19 protein-coding genes and 1 tRNA gene are annotated in these 19,981 nt (G+C 44.6%); 16 read left to right on the top strand and 4 right to left on the bottom strand.

Translation table 11 applies throughout. From position 1 onward, the window contains the following. Positions 1–868: 868 nt before the first annotated feature. From gntK to MHB85_RS31140, 3 genes are all read right to left on the bottom strand, one after another. Positions 869–2,416 carry a gluconokinase gene (gntK, locus tag MHB85_RS31150; protein WP_192136362.1) on the bottom strand — a complete coding sequence of 516 codons (1,548 nt, stop codon included), beginning with the start codon at positions 2,414–2,416 and terminating at the stop codon, positions 869–871. 66 nt (positions 2,417–2,482) lie between these two features. Then, positions 2,483–3,844 (bottom strand): GntT/GntP/DsdX family permease, encoded by a 1,362-nt coding sequence (locus MHB85_RS31145; RefSeq protein WP_192136361.1) that lies wholly within the window; start codon positions 3,842–3,844, stop codon positions 2,483–2,485. A 158-nt stretch (positions 3,845–4,002) separates the two neighbouring features. After that, a complete protein-coding gene (locus tag MHB85_RS31140) occupies positions 4,003–4,677 on the bottom strand; it encodes a GntR family transcriptional regulator (protein WP_017691412.1) in 675 nt (224 codons plus the stop codon). A 578-nt stretch (positions 4,678–5,255) separates the two neighbouring features. On the opposite strand from MHB85_RS31140, the gene rpmH reads away from it, so the two are divergent. The 12 genes from rpmH (at position 5,256) to MHB85_RS31080 (ending at position 17,249) form a co-directional block, all read left to right on the top strand. Then, positions 5,256–5,390 (top strand): 50S ribosomal protein L34, encoded by a 135-nt coding sequence (gene rpmH / locus MHB85_RS31135; protein WP_017691413.1) that lies wholly within the window; start codon positions 5,256–5,258, stop codon positions 5,388–5,390. Between the two features lie 358 nt (positions 5,391–5,748). After that, positions 5,749–6,099 (top strand): ribonuclease P protein component, encoded by a 351-nt coding sequence (gene rnpA / locus MHB85_RS31130; protein WP_091012193.1) that lies wholly within the window; start codon positions 5,749–5,751, stop codon positions 6,097–6,099. 75 nt (positions 6,100–6,174) lie between these two features. Beyond that, a complete protein-coding gene (locus MHB85_RS31125) occupies positions 6,175–7,053 on the top strand; it encodes a YidC/Oxa1 family membrane protein insertase (RefSeq protein WP_036671883.1) in 879 nt (292 codons plus the stop codon). Continuing rightward, complete coding sequence (jag, locus tag MHB85_RS31120; protein WP_036611977.1) at positions 7,050–7,751, top strand: RNA-binding cell elongation regulator Jag/EloR; 702 nt, start codon at positions 7,050–7,052, stop codon at positions 7,749–7,751. Before MHB85_RS31125 ends, jag begins: the two co-directional genes overlap by 4 nt. Before the next feature lie 211 nt (positions 7,752–7,962). Continuing rightward, a complete protein-coding gene (mnmE, locus tag MHB85_RS31115; RefSeq protein WP_192136360.1) occupies positions 7,963–9,339 on the top strand; it encodes a tRNA uridine-5-carboxymethylaminomethyl(34) synthesis GTPase MnmE in 1,377 nt (458 codons plus the stop codon). A gap of 221 nt (positions 9,340–9,560) precedes the next feature. After that, positions 9,561–11,450 carry a tRNA uridine-5-carboxymethylaminomethyl(34) synthesis enzyme MnmG gene (mnmG, locus tag MHB85_RS31110; protein ID WP_091012194.1) on the top strand — a complete coding sequence of 630 codons (1,890 nt, stop codon included), beginning with the start codon at positions 9,561–9,563 and terminating at the stop codon, positions 11,448–11,450. Beyond that, positions 11,450–12,172, top strand: a complete 723-nt coding sequence (gene rsmG, locus MHB85_RS31105; RefSeq protein WP_074092898.1) for a 16S rRNA (guanine(527)-N(7))-methyltransferase RsmG — start codon at positions 11,450–11,452, stop codon at positions 12,170–12,172. Before mnmG ends, rsmG begins: the two co-directional genes overlap by 1 nt. 514 nt (positions 12,173–12,686) lie before the next feature. Beyond that, positions 12,687–13,505, top strand: a complete 819-nt coding sequence (gene noc / locus MHB85_RS31100) for a nucleoid occlusion protein (protein WP_091012196.1) — start codon at positions 12,687–12,689, stop codon at positions 13,503–13,505. A gap of 189 nt (positions 13,506–13,694) precedes the next feature. Beyond that, complete coding sequence (locus MHB85_RS31095) at positions 13,695–14,456, top strand: ParA family protein (RefSeq protein ID WP_024629525.1); 762 nt, start codon at positions 13,695–13,697, stop codon at positions 14,454–14,456. Further along, a complete protein-coding gene (locus tag MHB85_RS31090) occupies positions 14,449–15,294 on the top strand; it encodes a ParB/RepB/Spo0J family partition protein (protein ID WP_017691423.1) in 846 nt (281 codons plus the stop codon). The genes MHB85_RS31095 and MHB85_RS31090 overlap by 8 nt, the downstream gene beginning before the upstream one ends. 159 nt (positions 15,295–15,453) lie before the next feature. Continuing rightward, complete coding sequence (locus MHB85_RS31085) at positions 15,454–16,608, top strand: aminotransferase class V-fold PLP-dependent enzyme (protein WP_192136359.1); 1,155 nt, start codon at positions 15,454–15,456, stop codon at positions 16,606–16,608. A gap of 140 nt (positions 16,609–16,748) precedes the next feature. Further along, on the top strand, positions 16,749–17,249 hold the full coding sequence (locus tag MHB85_RS31080) for a DUF4446 family protein (RefSeq protein ID WP_036611960.1): 501 nt from the start codon (positions 16,749–16,751) through the stop codon (positions 17,247–17,249). On the opposite strand, the gene yyaC is transcribed toward MHB85_RS31080, so the two are convergent. Continuing rightward, a complete protein-coding gene (gene yyaC / locus MHB85_RS31075) occupies positions 17,224–17,829 on the bottom strand; it encodes a spore protease YyaC (protein WP_036611957.1) in 606 nt (201 codons plus the stop codon). The two genes, MHB85_RS31080 and yyaC, sit on opposite strands and share 26 nt — an antisense overlap. Before the next feature lie 117 nt (positions 17,830–17,946). Between yyaC and MHB85_RS31070 the strand changes: the two genes are divergently transcribed. From MHB85_RS31070 to MHB85_RS31055, 4 genes are all read left to right on the top strand, one after another. Next, positions 17,947–18,210: a DUF3343 domain-containing protein gene (locus tag MHB85_RS31070; protein WP_017691427.1), complete on the top strand. Its 264-nt coding sequence runs from the start codon at positions 17,947–17,949 to the stop codon at positions 18,208–18,210. 14 nt (positions 18,211–18,224) lie between these two features. Further along, positions 18,225–19,166, top strand: coding sequence for a mechanosensitive ion channel family protein (locus tag MHB85_RS31065; protein ID WP_192136358.1), 942 nt, complete (start codon positions 18,225–18,227; stop codon positions 19,164–19,166). Continuing rightward, positions 19,156–19,365 (top strand): DUF951 domain-containing protein, encoded by a 210-nt coding sequence (locus tag MHB85_RS31060; protein ID WP_105600632.1) that lies wholly within the window; start codon positions 19,156–19,158, stop codon positions 19,363–19,365. Before MHB85_RS31065 ends, MHB85_RS31060 begins: the two co-directional genes overlap by 11 nt. 103 nt (positions 19,366–19,468) lie before the next feature. Continuing rightward, positions 19,469–19,559, top strand: a tRNA-Ser gene (locus tag MHB85_RS31055). Positions 19,560–19,981 lie beyond the last annotated feature (422 nt).

Genomic DNA, 19,981 nt, shown 5'->3' with positions numbered 1-19,981 from the left:
AGACTGTCACTCCTTTTACATGTTCCAAGTGTGGCTTAAGCCATGATGCAGTGTCGAAATACGAGATATATTGTTGAATTTATCCCCAAACCCCCGCAGGTCGAAAACAAAAAAAGTATGAACAACGGAAAATTGTTCACAACTTTATCCACAGGCTGTTGATAATATTATGGGTCAGATCACATATTCACATCCAAAAGTAATACAATCATAGCAAAAGAAACCCCGCATTTCAACGTATCGCGTGATTTTATCCACAAATTCAATAACTTGTGTATAATTTTTAGTCACAACACAATATATTGTTTATAAACTGTTTAATTTTCGACAGAATGACCCAAAAACCAAAAATGTTTTATACACAGGTTATCCGTCAAATGATGCCAAATTGTGTGTAAAAGTATTCTTCGTTTGTGAATAACCTATCTGTGGATAACCGTGAAGTGAAAATGAGGCATGATCAAGATCGGAAAAAGAGTGATCTCTAACCCTCGTACTTTAATGCGAAGGCCAGATGATAAAATTCATGAATTCAGCGTAAGACTGGAAGGCGAGAAAAAATCCAAATTGACGTATCATTAATCAAGAAATATGATCTGGTTTCTGAGGAGATGGCGATCTGTAGACATCGATATATAGATGGAAAATTAACAAAGAGGAATTGATTTTAAGACAAGTGGAATATGAATTACCCGGAATAAGAGGTAAGCAGAAACTAAAATATTGAGGTAGAAGTGTATGACTATATAATATGGATCCGAACGACATTTTATGAATTTATCTTAAAAGAGGGTATCCCCTAAAACCGATTTTGGTTTTAGGGGATACCCTCTTTTTTCGTACAGAGACGAAGGTATGGATTGATGATTTAGAGACGGGGAAGGGACATCTTACGCTGGAATTCAGCGATATCTGCGTATTCCTCTTCCAGTTTGCGAGAGATCCGAATAAAGATGGGTAGCAGCTCTTGGTAGAGTACAGCATTCTCTTTGACAGGGGTATGCCGATGCGTTGTACCGACCATGGAAGAAACGGCATGAAGCGATTGAATCCGCCCTGTAGCGTACAAACCAAGCACGACGGCACCCAGACAGGAACTTTCAAAGCTCTCGGGTACAACCACTTCCTGATTGAAGATATCAGACATCATCTGGCGCCAGAGAGGAGAGCGTGCAAACCCACCGGTAGCTTGAATGGAGGTAGGTTGTCCAATCTGTTCTTCCATGGCGAGCAGTACCGTATATAGGTTGAAAATAACCCCTTCCAGGACAGCACGGATCATATGCTCTTTCTGGTGATGGAGTGTTAAGCCAAAAAAGGAACCACGGGCATCCGGATTCCATAAAGGGGCACGTTCGCCCGAAAGGTACGGATGGAACAGAAGCCCTTCCGATCCCGGCCGGACACGTTCGGCAATTTTGGTCAGCACATCATAGGAATTGATGCCAAGTCGCTTCGCTGTTTCCACTTCAGATGCGGCGAATTCATCCCGTACCCAACGAAACAACATGCCACCGTTATTCACAGGTCCACCAATGACCCAAAGATTCTCTGTGAGGGCATAACAGAAGGTTCGACCTTTGGGATCGGTAACTGGACGGTCCACGACAGTGCGAATGGCCCCGCTGGTTCCGATGGTTGCTGCGACAACACCAGGTTCAATGGCGTTTACGCCGAGATTGGATAAAACCCCATCACTTGCGCCAATAACAAAAGGCGTGGAGGGGGAGAGAGCCATTTTTTCAGCCGATTCGTGATTCATTCCTTCTAATATATATGTTGTAGGCACGAGCTTCGAGAGATGGTCGGGTGTAATGCCTGCAATCTCAAGGGCATCTGCGTCCCAGTCCAGTTGTTCCAGATTGAGCAAGCCTGTGCAGGAAGCGATGGAATGGTCGACGACATATTGTCCGAATAGACGGAAGAACAGATATTCTTTAATCGAAATAAATTTTGCGGTACGCCCAAAAAGTTCAGTTTCATCGTGGCGTAGCCACATTAATTTGGTCAGCGGTGACATGGGATGGATCGGTGTACCTGTGCGCAGGTAGATGCGATGGCCCAATCCATTCTCTTGCAGCTGGGCAGACCAAGCTGCACTTCGATTATCCGCCCAGGTGATGCAACGGGTTAAGGGTTTGTTATCCTGTCCCATGGCAATGACACTATGCATAGCCGAGCTGCAAGATACAAACAGGATCTGCTCGGCAGCAACACCGCTCTGATCCATGACTCCACGGACAGAGCGGAGGACCGCTTGTACAATCTCTTCAGGGTCCTGTTCGGCAACATCGGGTGCAGGGGTATACAAAGGGTATTCCTGTGTTGAGGTGCTGATGACGGAGCCTTGCTCGGTAAATAATACGGATTTGGTACTGGTGGTACCAATATCGATCCCAATCATGTAGTTGTTCATATATTTAATCCTTCTTTCTTCAGAAAGCGATGAGATTTTAATTTCTTTCTACTATAGAGAGTCCCTTTATACGACTGTACTCAGGAGCAAAATAAAGATCAGTCCAACCACGGATAATAGTGTTTCCATAACGGTCCACGTTTTCAATGTTTGGGCAACGCTCATATTAAAGAATTCTTTGATCATCCAGAATCCGGCATCGTTCACATGGGACAAGATGAGTGACCCTGCACCTGTGGCGAGTACAACCAGCTCAATATTGGCACCTGGTGTGAGTGCAAGCACCGGAGCGACGATGCCAGCAGCTGTGGTCATGGCTACGGTTGCTGAACCGGTAGCTACACGAATAAGTGCAGCGACAAGCCAAGCGAAGAAGATTACATTAATGTTGGCATGGGTGGCCACTTCAGCAATGGCGTTACCTACACCACTGTTAATCAATACCTGTTTGAAAGCACCGCCTCCGCCAATAATGAGAATGATGGTCGCCGTAGGCGCCAGACATTCACTGGTGAAGCGGGAAATATCGTGTTTGGTGAACCCACGTGCAAAGCCGAGTGAAAAGAGGGCAAATACAACTGAAATGAGCAGAGCAATGATCTCATGACCGATAAATTCACTGAAAACGGTGAAACCGCTCGTGGCGTTTGGGTCAATGATGCTTGCTATGGAACCAATCAGCATCAAAATAACCGGCAGCAATATGGTAAACAGGGTAATACCAAACCCAGGCATGTTGCTATTTGTTTTTGTTGCGAATTGTTCAGCCAGTTCAGCTGGCGGTTCGGTGTGTATTCTTTTTCCAATGAATTTACCAAACAAAGGACCTGCAATAATCGCTGTAGGAATACCAACAATCAGGGAGTACAAAATGGTTTTACCCAGATCCGCGCTGTAGGCTTCAATCGCTATCATTGGTGCTGGGTGGGGTGGAACCAAACCGTGTACAGTTGACAGACCCGCCAAAATGGGAATACCAATCTGCAGCAAAGACATGTTGGTTTTACGTGCAACGGTGAAAATGATGGGGATCATCAAAATCACGCCGACTTCGAAGAAAACAGGAATACCAACAATAAATCCAACAATCATCATGGCCCAGTGCACACGTTTCACACCAAACCGATCAACCAATGTAGTTGCAATGCGCTCGGCACCGCCTGATTCGGCCATCATCTTACCAAGCATTGTACCGAGAGCAATAACAATTGCGATGGTTCCAAGTGTGCCGCCAAGTCCCCCTGTAATGGAAGAGATCACGTCGGCAGGTTTCATGCCTGTAAGCAAACCGAGCATTAATGCGGACAACAGCAGGGTGATAAAGGGATTCCATTTATACTTGGAAATCAAAACGATCAGAAAAATGATCGCAATTAACGTCCAAACCAATAATGTTGCGTTATGGGATAGTCCAAAAAGAGTGCTCATGATGTGTGTGCTCCTTTATTTCTGATATAGAACGCTTACAAGTGAAATTATCAGTTTTATCATGCCCGAATTTGAAACAAAATCGCATTTTGTATACTTGTCGACAAGTTAAGCCGCAATCATTCACGACGGATATGATTGCAAACGCCTTGCATCGATTAAGAATCAAAGCTTTCGTGCAGGGTTTTTCCAGAATCTTGAAAATACGTGCGGACGCCAGCCTGAATGAGCATCTTGTCACCTGATTCAAGTGCTTCAACGAGCAAACGATGCTTTTCAATTACAGCGCTTACTTTCTGCTCGCCTTGAACAAAAACTCTGCGCGTTGTGAGCAGCATCACGGTCATCACAACATATCGAATGCTCTTCCATAGATGTGAAATACGGGAATGCTGAGCAGCTTCAATGATGGTCTCGTGAAAAACGAGATCCTGATAGGCAAATTCGACGGCGTCCTGATGCCGTCCCGCAAGTTGCATTTTGTCAATCACGTTACGTAGCTGGGTGATTAATGATTCTGGGACATCACCAGCAAGTCGCTGCTGCACAAAACTTTCAATCAGGAAACGGACATCATACAATTCTTCGACATCCTTGATTCGTAGTCCGATGACAACAACACCCATACGTTCAAGTCGAATCAGTCCTTCATTAGACAAAGTTCGTAATGCTTCACGGACAGGTGAACGACTGCTGTCAAAATCAGCCGCAATTCGGTTTTCCGACAAAATCTCTCCAGGTCGAAGGGTACCGCTGATGATCCGCAGCCTTAATTCGCAGGCAATGGCTTCACCACGGGAAGCCCCTTGAAGCCAGGAAGAAGGAAATAACATATGGCTAACGCTCCTATTAATAAGTAATCAGTTCATTACTGATCATAGCATAACTATTTTGCGGACTGGACATTCAGTTCAATCCATAGTCTGTAGCTACAAGCTAACGGCTAATTGTTTTTTTCAAAGGACTACTTGTATACAAGATGTGATTTTTATCCTACACCTTTCTCAAAAGCTTGTAAACCTTAATTGAAGCGGATACAACCGGATTAGAATTCGACGATATTTATAGCCTATAATCATTATCCACATGTGAATAACTTCAAACAGGATGTCATAAAGGAGATAGCAGGTATTGGAGGGTGTGGATAACTGTAAACGCTGAAAAATGGTGATCTTTATCAGGGTCTGGGGATAACTTTCAGGACTGTCTTCGGGGCTTGATAATGGTATTGAAGTGAACGGACTGTGGTCATTGCTTTGGGTGGGATGGAGAGTGTATATAAAAGAGGGAGAAGCCTTGCGCCATGCAGTTGACTTTTCCAGGTGATCATGGTTAAATATATAAAGGTGTTTTCTGTGAAGATGAAAGTGATTCATCACATAAGTATTTCCTTGTGAGGAGGTGCAATACATTGAGACCTACATTCAAACCGAACGTTAGCAAACGTAAAAAAGTTCATGGTTTCCGGAAAAGAATGAGCACGAGCAACGGCCGTAAAATTTTGGCCGCACGTCGCCTTAAAGGCCGTAAAAACCTGAGTGCTTAATGCATTGAAGACCACCGAGGTGGTCTTTTTTTTCTTAATTTGGATCATTTCAGACTGGATGCTGGTACAGATCAGGTCTGAATGGTCTGCGAAAAAGCTCTGAATATACATCTATGTATGTTGAGTGAGTTTTCCATTTTCGAAAACTTACCTTATATAGAGATGAATGTTGGTTCGGTTAAATGTCCGATCTACTATCATCCCGGATGAATGCTTGTGTGGCTCATATGGCCGTTCAACCATCATCCCAAATGAAGTTGTCGCCAAGACGGTTTACCGTCATTCAAGAAAGCCTATACTAAATCAGTAATGAGGCCTCCGTCAATAACATTGGTGGAGAACAGCAAGGAGAAGCGCCGTGTATAAAAGACTGCGTCTACGAAACCGGGCGGACTTTAGCCGCGTATACCGGTATGGGAAATCGTTTGCCAATCATCAATTCGTGGTGTATGGTTGTCGCCGTAAAGATACGGAACAATTTCGGGTCGGCGTATCATGCAGCAAGAAAATCGGAAACGCTGTCGTACGCAACCGGATGAGACGCATGATTAAGGAAATTATTCGTCATCATGAGCATGAGATCGTCACGCAGATGGATCTGATTTTTATCGTCAGAAAAGGTGCACTGGACATGCCCTATAAGGAAATGGAAAAAAGCCTGCTGCATGCGCTGCGTAAGGGCTCTCTTTTGAAGTCGGGCAAGCGGTAAGCTTCGGTTTATTTGTCCTCCTAATTATGGTATGATTTTACGATGGAATGGATTGGTTAAGAGAGGGGTTATGAAGTGTCGCGATTGAAGACATCAAAGGGGAAGTGGATTCTCCTCATTGCAGTCATTGCAATGGTCACCGTACTCGCCGGATGTACTCCACAAGGAGCCGGGGTTACTACGGAAGATCTAAAGAACAGTGGCTCATTCTGGCAAAGTAATGTTGTATATTGGTTTTCACTAGCGCTCGATACTTTCGCCAACTGGTTCAACGGTGAATATGGACTGGCCGTCCTCGTGATGGTGCTTATTGTACGGACATTGATTTTACCATTAACAATGAAACAAGTCCGTAGCTCCAAAGCTATGCAGGCGATTCAGCCGCAGCTGAAGGAGATTCAAGCGAAGTTTAAAGATACACCTGAGAAAGTTCAGCAAGAAACAATGAAGTTGTTCCAGGAGAACAAAGTTAATCCGATGGCCGGTTGTCTGCCGCTTATCATTCAGATGCCGATTTACATCGCACTTTATAACTCAATTTACGGAAACTCCAGTCTGAGAACGCATGATTTCTTGTGGCTCCAGCTCGGATCACCCGATCACCTGTTTATTTTGCCAGTGCTGGCTGCCATCACAACATTCATTCAAACATGGATGATGATGCGTATGAACCCTGCACAGCAAGTGGGTCCGATGCAGTTTATGCTGTGGGTATACCCGATTTTGATCTTCGTGATGTCTTATCAGTTCCCGTCAGCACTTCCGCTGTACTGGTTCTACAGTAACATCTACACGATCGTACAAAACTATTTCCTTTACCGGAATAATGATAAAATCGTGGCTGAGGTCAACGTGAAGCAGAATAGCTCTTCCAAAAATGGAGCTAAACGCAAAAACGGTGGCAAAGCGACCGTCTCTGGAAAAGGGTCGAAAGGGGCCAAAAAATCGAAATGACCAAAGTCATTACGTCAGGAAAAACCGTTGAAGATGCTGTAAACCAAGGATTGACCGAGCTTGGCGTAAGTCGGGACAAGGTCGAGATACAAGTGTTAGAGCAGCCGTCAAAAGGATTCCTGGGTTTGTTCGGGGTGAGGGCGGCCAAAGTTGAAGTGAAATTGTTGCCTGTACCGGAAGTTGTTCCACAGCCGATCAAGCCAGCTGCATACAAATCTGAGGTAGATGCATTACTTGAGGATGTTGCAGCTAAAAATCCCTATGAAGAAGCGGCTGCTTTCTTGAAAGAGGTCGCAGCAGGTATGGGACTGGATGTTGAAGTGCATATCAAAAAACAGCGGGATGGACATATCTTCAATATTGCCGGCGAAGATCTGGGCATGATTATTGGCAGACGTGGACAGACGCTGGATGCGCTTCAGTATCTAACGAACATTGTAGCGAACCGATATTCGGAAAGCTTCGTTCGAATTGTGCTCGACGCGGAGAATTTCCGTCAACGTCGGCGGAAGACACTGGAGGATCTGGCTGAACGGTTGGCTGGGCAAGCAATCCGTACCGGTAAGGAAGTTGTACTGGAGCCAATGCCTCCGCTCGAACGAAAAGTCATCCATGCAAAACTGCAAAATCACCCGCAGATTAAGACGTTAAGTAAGGGCGAGGAGCCTAATCGGCGTGTGGTTATTACGACGAAATAACACGAAATTGAAGACGCAATGGCTTCCTGCCCGGTGCAGAAGCCATTGCTTTTTTCGTACAGAAGCAATTTGATAAGGTGCGTAGAACAAGTAAAGAGTGAACTTAATACGATAAGCAGCATGTCATATGATATATCATTAATAGATTTGAAAATGGATATGGCGTCCTTAAAGGGATGGCAATTTTAAAATAGAGCAAGGAGAGATAACCATGATCAGTGATACGATCACAGCGATATCAACGGCTGTCGGAGAGGCGGGTATCGCCGTGATCCGGGTCAGCGGCCCGGAAGCAGTGTCGGAGACGGAAAAGATTTTTCGCAGCAAAACCCCTTTAACTCAGGCAGCATCTCACACGGTTCATTATGGTCATATCATAGATCCCGTTAATGGGGAAAAGATTGAGGAAGTATTGGTTACGGTCATGCGAGCACCACGCTCGTTCACAACAGAAGATGTCGTGGAGATCAGTGCGCATGGCGGTGTAGTGTCTGTAAAACGGGTCATGGACCTGTTGTTGCAGCTTGATATTCGTCTGGCTGAACCCGGTGAATTCACAAAGCGTGCTTTCCTTAATGGGCGGATTGACCTGTCTCAGGCTGAAGGTGTCATGGATCTTATTCGTTCCAAATCGGACAGAGCTTTCTCGGTTGCATTGAAACAGGTTGAAGGCAAACTATCCTCCAAATTGCGTGATCTACGATATACACTGGTGGAAACACTGGCTCATATTGAAGTGAATATCGATTATCCCGAGCATGATGTGGAGTCGTTAACGTCTGATTTTATTAAAGAAAAGTCCAGTCACGTTATGACTGAAATTGATAAATTGCTGACTACAGCAGAGCAAGGAAAGATCCTGCGAGAAGGTATCACGACGGCTATCGTTGGACGACCTAACGTAGGTAAATCCTCATTAATGAACACACTCGCTCAAGATAATCGGGCTATCGTCACGGACATTCCAGGAACAACTCGTGATGTGATCGAGGAATTCATTACGATCAATAATATCCCACTGAAGTTGCTGGATACGGCAGGAATCCGGGAAACAATGGACGTTGTAGAGAAGATCGGGGTAGAACGCTCTCGCTCTGCGGTAAGTGAAGCCGATCTGATCTTAATGGTTGTGAATGCTGCGGAGCCACTTCATCCCGATGAGATTGAATTATTGGAACAAATCCGCGGTAGACAATCGATAATCATTATGAATAAAATGGACTTAACGCCACAGGTGGAACGTGACGTGTTGCTTCGTTACATTCCGGAAGAACGGCTTGTACCGATGTCGGTGAAAGATGATCTGGGTGTGGATCGACTGGAAGATGCCATCTCTACGCTATTCTTCAGTGGTAAACTGGAGTCCGCAGACCTGACCTATGTCAGTAATGTGCGTCATATTGCTTTGCTCAAAAAAGCGAAGCAATCCCTGGTGGATGCCTATGAAGCAGCAGAGCAGTTCATTCCAATCGATATGATACAGATTGATGTTCGTTTGGCGTGGGAGCATTTGGGCGAGATTGTTGGGGATACAGCACATGATGCATTAATTGATCAGATTTTCTCCCAGTTCTGTCTAGGAAAGTAAAAAAATATACTGCCGATTGACTTAAATCGTGGTGTATGATAGAAAGGTACAATTTCTGCCTGTTGTCAAAGGATAGAATGATATTGTAGCCATTACGTGTTGGTTTCATATAGATAGGAATGCAAGTTCCGATTAACGGTTAGAAGTAGTCTCATTATTGTAGAACATGATCCGTCTGTGTGAGTTACATCAAATGCAGCGGAATAAGGAGGTAAACGGGAATGGCTTTTGATGGCGGCAGTTATGATGTAATCGTCGTTGGTGCAGGACATGCTGGTGTAGAATCCGCGCTGGCCGCAGCTCGTATGGGGTCCAAAACACTAATGATTACGATCAATCTGGACATGGTGGCCTTTATGCCTTGTAACCCATCTATTGGGGGACCGGCCAAAGGACATGTTGTACGCGAGATTGATGCACTTGGTGGAGAAATGGGACGGAATATCGATAAAACCTTTATTCAGATGCGAATGCTTAACACGGGCAAAGGGCCTGCTGTTCACGCGCTTCGTGCTCAGGCAGATAAATTCTCCTACCAGCATAAAATGAAGGAAACGATGGAGAATGAACGTAATCTGACGATGCGTCAGGGTATGGTTGATCGACTAATCGTTGAAGATGGAAAATGTGTAGGCGTTGTGACTCAGACCGGAACAGAGTATCGGGCTAAAGCAGTCGTTCTAACGACAGGCACATATTTGCGCGGCAAAGTGATTATGGGCGAGTTGATGTATGAGAGTGGACCAAATAATCAACAACCCTCTCTTAAATTGTCAGAGAATCTGCGTGAACTGGGCTTTGATCTGGTTCGTTTCAAAACGGGTACACCACCACGCGTGCATAAGGATACGATTGATTTTAGCAAAACCGAAATTCAGCCTGGTGATGACAAGCCGAAGTTCTTTTCCTATGAAACAGAATCTTCCGATAATGAGCAGTTGCCTTGCTGGTTGACGTATACATCTGTGGATACACATCAGATTATTAATGATAATCTGCATCGTGCTCCGATGTTCTCGGGGCTTATTGAAGGAACCGGACCACGTTATTGCCCTTCCATTGAAGATAAAATTGTTCGTTTCAGTGACAAGCCGAAACATCAGATATTCCTTGAGCCGGAAGGCAAGAACACATCCGAGTATTACGTACAGGGGTTGTCTACGAGTATGCCAGAAGACGTTCAACTGGCTATGCTGCGTTCAATTCCAGGTATGGAAAAAGTGGAAATGATGCGTAATGGTTATGCGATTGAATACGATGCGATGGTGCCTACACAATTGTGGCCTTCACTGGAAACTAAACGTTTACCAGGTCTGTTTACGGCGGGTCAGATTAATGGTACCTCCGGTTATGAAGAAGCAGCAGGACAAGGTGTTATGGCTGGAATCAACGCTGCACTCAAAGTACAGGGGAAAGAGCCGGTAATACTGGATCGTTCCCAAGGTTATATTGGCGTGCTGATTGATGATCTGGTGACAAAGGGTACAAATGAACCGTATCGTCTGTTGACTTCACGCGCTGAGTATCGTCTGTTGCTTCGCCATGATAATGCAGATATGCGTTTGACGGAAATCGGACATGACATTGGCCTGATCCCTGAAGAGCGTTATGCGAAATTCCTGGATAAAAAGGCGAAAGTCGAGCAAGAAGTCGCACGTCTGAAAGTGGCTAAAGCTCGCCCGGTTGAAGTGAATGCCAAGCTGGAAGAGTACGGATCTACACCTATTCAGGATGGCAGTACGTTGCTTACCTTGCTGCGCCGCCCGGAGCTGGGGTATGAACTGATTGAACAGCTCTCACCATCTGAGGTAGAACTGACAGCAGATATGAAAGAACAAGTGGAAATACAAATTAAATATGCGGGTTATATTGAGAAACAGTTGATCCACGTGGAACGTTTGCAAAAGATGGAGAAAAAGAAAATTCCGGACACTATCGTATATGATGAGATTCATGGTCTTGCTATGGAAGCCAAACAGAAGCTCACTATGATTCGTCCAATCTCGATTGGTCAGGCTTCTCGTATTGCTGGAGTTACTCCTGCCGACATCTCCATTCTGCTGGTCTACCTGGAGCATTATAACCGTGTAACCGCAGCAAGGGGACAATAATGGACGATATTCAACAGCAACTGCAGCGGCGCTTAAAGAAACATGGATTAGAGCTGGGCGAACTCCAGTTGGAGCAATTCGAACTGTATTATCAGGAACTGGTATCCTGGAATGAAAAGATGAATCTGACGGGCATAACGGATCGGGAGCAAGTGTATACAAAACATTTCTATGATTCGGTATCGTTGGCCTTTTATACAGACATGACCAAAGTGAATAAGCTTGCTGATATTGGATCAGGAGCAGGTTTTCCGGGATTGCCACTGAAAATCTGTTTCCCGCATATTAAGCTGACGATCATTGATTCATTAAATAAACGTATTGGCTTTCTACAGCATGTGGTAGATATCCTTGGCCTGACTGATGTGGAATTGGTCCATGGACGTGCTGAAGAGATTGCACGCAAGGAAGGGTATCGTGACAGCTACGATCTCGTTACGGCGCGTGCAGTAGCCAAGCTGGCTGTGCTAAATGAATTCTGTCTTCCTTTTGTTCGTAAAAGTGGAATATTCGCTGCCATGAAGGGTGGAGATCCGCGTGAAGAAATGAAGGAAGCGGAGTTCAGCTTCAATCAGCTGAAAGGACGGGTTAAGGCCGTTCATCCATTCCAGCTGCCGGTTGAAGAATCAGAGCGTCACATCATTCTGATTCAGAAATTTGATAAGACACCATATAAGTATCCGCGCAAACCAGGCACTCCAATGAAGACTCCGCTGATATAGTTGCCTGATGGTTTTGAAGTGAGTCAAAACGAAATAGAATTATAGACATAGATAAAGAGGATGTTTCACGTGAAACATTCTCTTTTTTTGTTTTCTGAAATGGAGGACTGGATCAACATTACAAATACTTCGTATTACATATCCCTTAAAGAAATTGTAATGATGAATTTCACGCACAGTAACTCATGAACAATTTCATTAATTGAATGTGTGCAAGTCGTCATATTTCCAATATTCACAAAGAAAAAGCAGGAAAATTAGCAGAGTTTAAAGAATAGGTAAGCATAGGATTATGATAGAAAAGATGATAGAATAGAAGTATCCGATCCTGGGTCACAGCGATCATAGATTATATGTATAGATAGATGGATATGCGTTCGATGTTGCATGACAGGAAGCGTTACGAAAGGCAAAACTTATTCCAAGAACGATGCATGTGAAAGGTCGCTTATTGAATAAGAAGCACCTGCAAAGACTGTGGGAGCTATTACGAAACTAGGTGGTAATCTGCGGAATGAAAGAACAATTTTCGAAGTTGTTTGGTTTGGCGGAGCGCAATAACGGAGATGAGATCAAACAGATTCCGGTTAATGAAATTGTGAGCAGCCCATATCAACCCCGTACTATTTTTGATGATGATAAAATTGATGAGTTGTTGCAGACGATCAAAACACATGGTGTAATTCAGCCTATTGTCGTTCGCGTGCGAAATGGATCATATGAGATTATTGCCGGGGAACGTCGCTGGCGTGCAGTTCGAAAATTGGGTTTGGATACGATTCCGGCTATTGTGCGTGAATTCAACGACTCTCAGGCCGCATCCATTGCACTGATTGAGAACTTGCAGCGGGAAGGATTGACTTCCATTGAGGAAGCTGTCGCTTATCAGAAGCTGATCGACTTGCATCAATTGACACAGGAAAGTCTGGCACAACGACTCGGCAAAAGCCAGTCAACCATCGCAAACAAAATTCGGTTGTTACAGCTTCCGGAGGGCATTAAGGCCGCATTGATGGAACGCAAAATTTCTGAACGGCATGCAAGAGCATTACTTTCTCTGGATACGGAAGAACTGCAGATGAAGTTGCTCGGTGAAATTATTGAAAAAGAATTAAATGTGAAACAGACAGAGGCACGTGTTGCCTTCTACAAGGAATCTTCTAAGATTAAAAAATCTAGACGTGTTTCCTTTACCAAGGATGTAAGGCTTGCACTTAATACAATTCGCCAATCCATTGATATGGTAACTGGTTCTGGTCTGGACATCAAAACCAAAGAAGCAGACCATGAGGATCATTATGAGATCGTTATCCATATTCCAAAACGCAAATAATTGAAGCTTATGGCGGCAATGGGCCGCTTTTTATGTCTATAAAGCAAGTTAGGTCTGACATTTATAAAGAACGGTCGGTATATTGATGGAACGGTAGTTGTTGTTTGTGTGGACGATAGTCGCCTGCTTTTTGTTAACAATATCTCACAACCTACAGAAAAGACTCCTATTTTATTTGAGGTGAAGTAATTGTCTAAGATTATGGCCGTAGCAAATCAAAAGGGCGGTGTGGGGAAAACGACGACATCTGTTAACTTGGGTGCAGGACTGGCTTCACTCGGGAAAAGAGTATTGCTTGTCGATATTGACCCTCAGGGGAATACAACCAGCGGAGTCGGAATCAATAAAGCAGATGTGGCTAATTGTATATATGATGTCATTATTAATGAGGTTCCTCCTCAAGAAGCGATTGTGGAGACTCAGATTGAAGGCCTTCATATCATACCTGCAACGATTCAGCTTGCCGGAGCCGAGATCGAATTGGTGTCCACGATATCACGGGAAGTTCGCCTGAAAAAATCACTCGCCATGGTGAAAAAAAACTATGATTACATACTGATCGATTGTCCACCATCCCTTGGTATGTTAACGATCAATTCGTTGACTGCTTCCGATTCGGTGATCATTCCGATTCAGTGTGAGTATTATGCACTTGAAGGATTAAGTCAGTTGCTCAATACGGTTCGTCTGGTACAGAAACATCTGAATACATCCCTGCAGATTGAAGGGGTATTGCTGACGATGTTTGATGCACGGACCAATCTGGGGATTCAGGTTATTGAAGAAGTGAAAAAGTATTTTCAACAAAAAGTATATCAAACAATTATTCCGCGTAACGTACGGCTTAGTGAAGCACCATCTCATGGTCAATCCATTATCACGTATGACCCTCGTTCAAGAGGGGCGGAAGTGTATTTAGAGCTCGCAAAGGAAGTGATTTCTTATGAGTAAGCGGCTTGGAAAAGGTCTTGATGCCCTCATTCCTTCGCTTTCAATTAATGACGATGATAAAGTCGTAGAAATCCCGATTAGTCAACTGCGGGCTAACCCCTATCAACCACGTAAAGTATTTGATGAGGGCGCAATACATGAACTGGCTGAGTCCATTCGTCAGCATGGTGTCATACAACCCATTATTGTTCGTCCTGTATTGCGAGGTTATGAGATTATTGCCGGAGAACGACGGTTCAGAGCTTCGCAATATTGTGGTAATGCCACGGTACCGGCTGTAGTCCGCAACTTCAGTGATCAGCAGGTAATGGAGATTGCGTTGATCGAGAACCTGCAACGGGAGAATCTGAACGCCATGGAAGTTGCAGTTGCTTATCAGGGGTTAATGGATCAATTCGCGTTGACTCAGGAAGAGTTGTCTGTAAAAGTAGGTAAATCACGTTCTCACATTGCTAACTTCTTGCGTCTGTTATCGTTGCCTGAAGAAGTAAAAGACCATGTTTCACGTGGAACATTATCTATGGGACATGCACGTGCGATCGTTGGTGTGAAAGACGAGGTTGTGGTGAAGCAACTTGCCAAACAAACCATTGATCAGCAATGGAGTGTACGTGAGTTGGAGGAAGCTGTTCAACAATTGGATCGCTCCAAAACAGGTGAGGCTAAAGCCAAATCGAAGTTGAAAAAGAAAGATCCATTCATTGATACATTGGAAGAATCTCTGCGTGAACGTTTCAAAACAACAGTGAAAATCAAGCACAATAAAGATAAAGGTAAAATTGAGCTCAACTACTACAGTCAACAGGATCTGGAACGGCTATTGGAATTGTTACAATAACAGTCGGTTCTATGATTCATTAACAACATGCGGGGCTTACTCATGTCATGACATATCGCCTCTGTACCATGGAGAAACGATATGTCATTCTTTGTTTATAGGGTTATGTGCACTACGTGCAGGGGAATTATTAATTTATGGGACAGAGGTGGTTGTGAGGTGGAGGGAGTTATCTATCTAGATCATGCAGCAACATCTTGGCCCAAACCACCTGCTGTCGGTGATGCGATGTTGAGTGCATTGGAGATTGCCGGAGCAAATCCTGGCAGAGGAAGTCACCGGATGGCTGTTCAGGCAAGTCGTGTATTGTTCGAGACGAGAAAATCCATATCCAATATCTTTGGAATCAAAAATGCGAATGATATTGCATTCGGATCAAATACGACAGAAGCACTGAATCTGGCGATTCAAGGCTCACTCAGAGAGGGCGACCATGTGATTGCCACCATGGCTGAACATAACTCAGTCAGACGACCACTAGAGTATATGCGCAGACTCCGAAATGTGGAGATTGATTATGTACCTGTTGATGCTGCGGGAGCCATTGATCTGATGCAAATGGAACGTATGTTTTGTTCCAATACCAGATTGGTGGTATGTACACATAGTTCCAATCTACTTGGCAGTATTCTTCCAATTGGAGAAATTTCGCTCCTATGTCGTAAACATCAGGCGATCTTATTGGTAGATGCAGCGCAGAGTGCTGGGGTTATGCCTGTGAATGTACAACAATTGGGCATTGATATGTTGGCTTTTCCAGGGCACAAAGGACTGCTTGGTCCTCAGGGTACAGGGGGCTTGTACATTGCACCAGGGCTCGATATAGAGCCTTTACTTCATGGAGGAACAGGAAGTCAGTCAGAAGCTCTGGAGCAGCCAAAGGTGCGTCCTGATCGGTATGAAGCGGGGACGCCGAATACAGTCGGGATCGCAGGGCTGAATGCGGGTGTGAAGCATGTACTTGAGATGACACCAGCGGTCATCTACCAACATGAGTGGGAACTGACCCAACATATGATGGATGGGCTGTCATCCGTTAAGGGCATTCGAATGCTTGGTCCAGAGATTGGACAGCCACGCACCGGATTAGTATCTTTTACTGTAGATGGGTATGATTCGGCACAACTCGCTTTCCGATTAGATCGGAATTATGGGATTGCGGTTCGCTCCGGTTTTCATTGCACACCGCTTGCACATGAATCTGCTGGTACAACTGCTACCGGAGCAGTAAGGGCCAGTGTGGGATACAATTCAACTAGAGAGCATGTGGATGCACTCGTTAAGGCAGTGCTGGAATTGACTGGAGCAGACTAGATTAGAGTTGAAATGATGAACTCATTGGATACAGGGCTGCTTGATTAAGCTTATGGATATCGGGTTGATTTATAATGAATGATAATATTACAGGACAGACGTTAATCTGATCAAAAATATAGAGGGGTAGTTGCAATTACATGGCTGAATTAAACGAGCTGATTCTGGAACAGCTGTTATGGATTATTGGCGGAATGGCATTACTTACGGTGATCTTGCTGATTGTGAGTATTGTTCAAGGGGCGAAGTTACGAAAGTTTAAACGTAAATATGAAGCCATGATGGCTGGCAGTGGAGTAGAGGACCTGGAATCGTTGCTGGTTAATCTGAAAATTCAGATGGACAGCATTGAGGATGAACACAAACTGCAAACGAATCAGCTGCAAGTTGTCATGCAAAAGCTGACCCGCATTCAAGGTAAAGTTGGCGTGAAAAGGTACAATGCATATGGAGAGCGTGGCAGTGATCTGAGCTTCTCCATGGCCATGATTAACGATAGCCAGGATGGCATGATTCTTACGGGGATATATAACCGCGACGGTTCTTATGTATATGCCAAACCTCTTAAAGGGGGAGAGTCCACGTATACTCTGTCCCCAGAGGAAAAGGAAGCTATTACTCTGGCACAGCAAGCAGAGTAGAACGTGTATGCCATTCCCGAATGGCCGAGTACAGACTGCTGGAAATAATCTCGGACATGCGCATAACAAGACTGAGCCGTGTGTTCTGTAAAACAAAGTATTCCATAAAGCCGCCGACGTTAACGATACCTGTCAGATGGATATCGCCGACCGGCGGTAATTCTTTATTTACCCCCGCACCCGGCTTGAGTGGACCATTCACAACTTGAATGCATCCCACACTGGATGACTGCCCAAGACAGGCGTCGATGCCAATCACATAAGGGTTATGGTGTGTTTTCTGTATGTTGTGGAGTGTATCTTGCAGGTTCATCGCATGGACTGGTTCATCCAAGGTACCATATAGATGGAATAAAGGGCTGTCCCACTTGGAAAGGGCTGATCCGACCAGAGGACCAAGGCAGTCGCCTGTTGAGCGATCTGTGCCGATGCAGACAATCACTACATTTTGCAGAGAATGGGCTTTATAGAGATGGAACATTAAACGATGGGTAATGGCTGAGTGAATACCTGGATCGGTATGGGGGATTTTCAAACTGGTCATGTCTTGTGATGAAAAGGAACGCGAAGTAGGATTCATAGGATCTATCCTTTCCCTTGGAATAGTAGTAACAGTATATGGAAAGGTAGAGCGTTTTATACTTCACGAGGACAAGCTTTTTCTCTAGGGTTGGACGTATGGCGAAAGGAGCCGAACATGGACGAATGGATTAACGATTGGATGCTGATTGCGTTTGATTCAACCCAGCAGGCACTGCGTGCTGAAATGCTGCTGGAGTTTGCTGAGATAGAGATTGATTTGTTCCCTACACCAAAAGAAATTACAGCAGGGTGTGCGTTATGTATTCAGTTTCCAAAGGAGGATCTGGAGCGAGTGCAAAAGATCATTCGTAACGAGTTCGTAGAGATCCGAGGCCTCTATTTCAAAACAGAAGACAGCTATGATAACATACCGATGTAGAGGAGGCATGATGGATGTTGCCATTTCAGTTTGCTCAAGGGACTACAGTTAGTGGTACCGCAACCGCCGTTGGTGAAGCCCTTCGTTGGACGGATAAAGTATGGAACAAAATTGCAGATCCCGATATGTGGCTTAACATAATGTTCAGCTCAATCCGGATCATCATTATTTTTATCATCACCCGTATTGTCATTAAGGTGGTCTATCGAATCATAGATCGTTCCATGGAACGCAAGCAGGAAGGCAAGATTCGCGTGAATCCGCGCAGGTTCGTAACCGTAGGGGAACTGTTGAAAAATGCGACCTCCATAACATGTAATTTTATTATGATTCTGCTACTGTTATCTGAGATCAATATCCAAGTTGGACCACTACTCGCGAGTGCGGGTGTGCTCGGGCTTGCCATTGGTTTTGGTGCACAGGGTCTGGTCAAGGATGTTATTACCGGTTTCTTCATTATATTGGAGGATCAGTTCGCTGTGGGGGATGTTATTCAGACGGGAACCTACAAGGGAACGGTTGAAGTGATCGGACTTAGAACAACAAAACTGGTCAGCTGGCAAGGTGAGGTACACATTATCCCAAACGGGGCGATTGCAAGTGTAACGAACTACTCCATGTCGAATTCGCTGGCGGTAGTGGATATTCCGATGAAGGCGGACTTAAGTCTCGATGAGTCAGTACATTTGGTGAAAAAGTCTTTGGTTGGGATTGAAGAGCGTGATCTAAATATTGTGAAGGTGCCGGATGTGCTCGGTATACAGTCGATGTCTACATCTGAGTATGTGGTGCGAATTGTGGCTGAATGTATGCCTAACTCTCGTGCTTCGGTGGAACGTCAGATTCAGGGCGATGTGAAAAAAACGCTGGAGTATCATGAGATGAGCAATCAAGCCGTATTGGAACAGGCAGTAGCTTTGGAGAAAGATGAGGGGGATGGCACAGGTGGAGCGTAAAAGTTTCCAGCTTGGGGATATCGTGCAGATGAAGAAGCAGCATCCCTGTGGTAGCAATGAGATGGAGATCATTCGTATGGGTATGGACATTCGGATCAAGTGTGTCGGATGTAAACACAGTGTGTTGATTCCAAGAGCGAAATTTGAGAAAAACATGAAGAAGGTACTGCGTTCAGCCGAAGATTTCACTGAATCCTGAGCTTGCAACAATTCGGTATGCAGTGTGCGTAATAACGTTTACATGCAGGCTCCGTATGAGTGTTGCGTTCTGTAAATGATCATGCTATAATCAATAATGCTGCGGAAAGGTACCCAAGAGGCCCAAGGGGGCTGACTCGAAATCAGTTAGGCGTGTCACAGCGTGCGTGGGTTCGAATCCCACCCTTTCCGCCACTTCAATTGTAACTTACTCAATACACATTGAGTTTAATAAAAAGATCGATAAGAAGACTTTCCATTAGGAAAGTCTTCTTTGTATAACGTTTTATTGAACATGTATTGAACATGTATTGAACATGTATTGAACATGTATCCATATCAGATTCATCATTAATGACTCGAACGAAAAATAAAGAGCCCCGAAGGGCTCTTTATCCGGCGGTGCATTTGTTTGTTAGGAAACAATCGGTCGTAACAATCAGACACTTGGTGTACTGCACGAAGCAATACGCGTGCTTCAGACGAAGGGCCTTACTACACATAACCACTTGCTTCTTAAATTACGTGATGAATCTCCAACAGCGAATGATCGGCTTCGTTGTCCAACGGAACCACACCTCTCTCGTGCACCGCCTGATTGTATTATGTGCTTTATT

Origin of the sequence: Paenibacillus sp. FSL K6-4396 (assembly GCF_038002525.1) — a bacterium.
Classification (GTDB): domain Bacteria; phylum Bacillota; class Bacilli; order Paenibacillales; family Paenibacillaceae; genus Paenibacillus; species Paenibacillus amylolyticus_B.
Note: the sequence above shows the minus strand (reverse complement) of the source record. Positions and strands in the feature narration are given on the sequence as shown.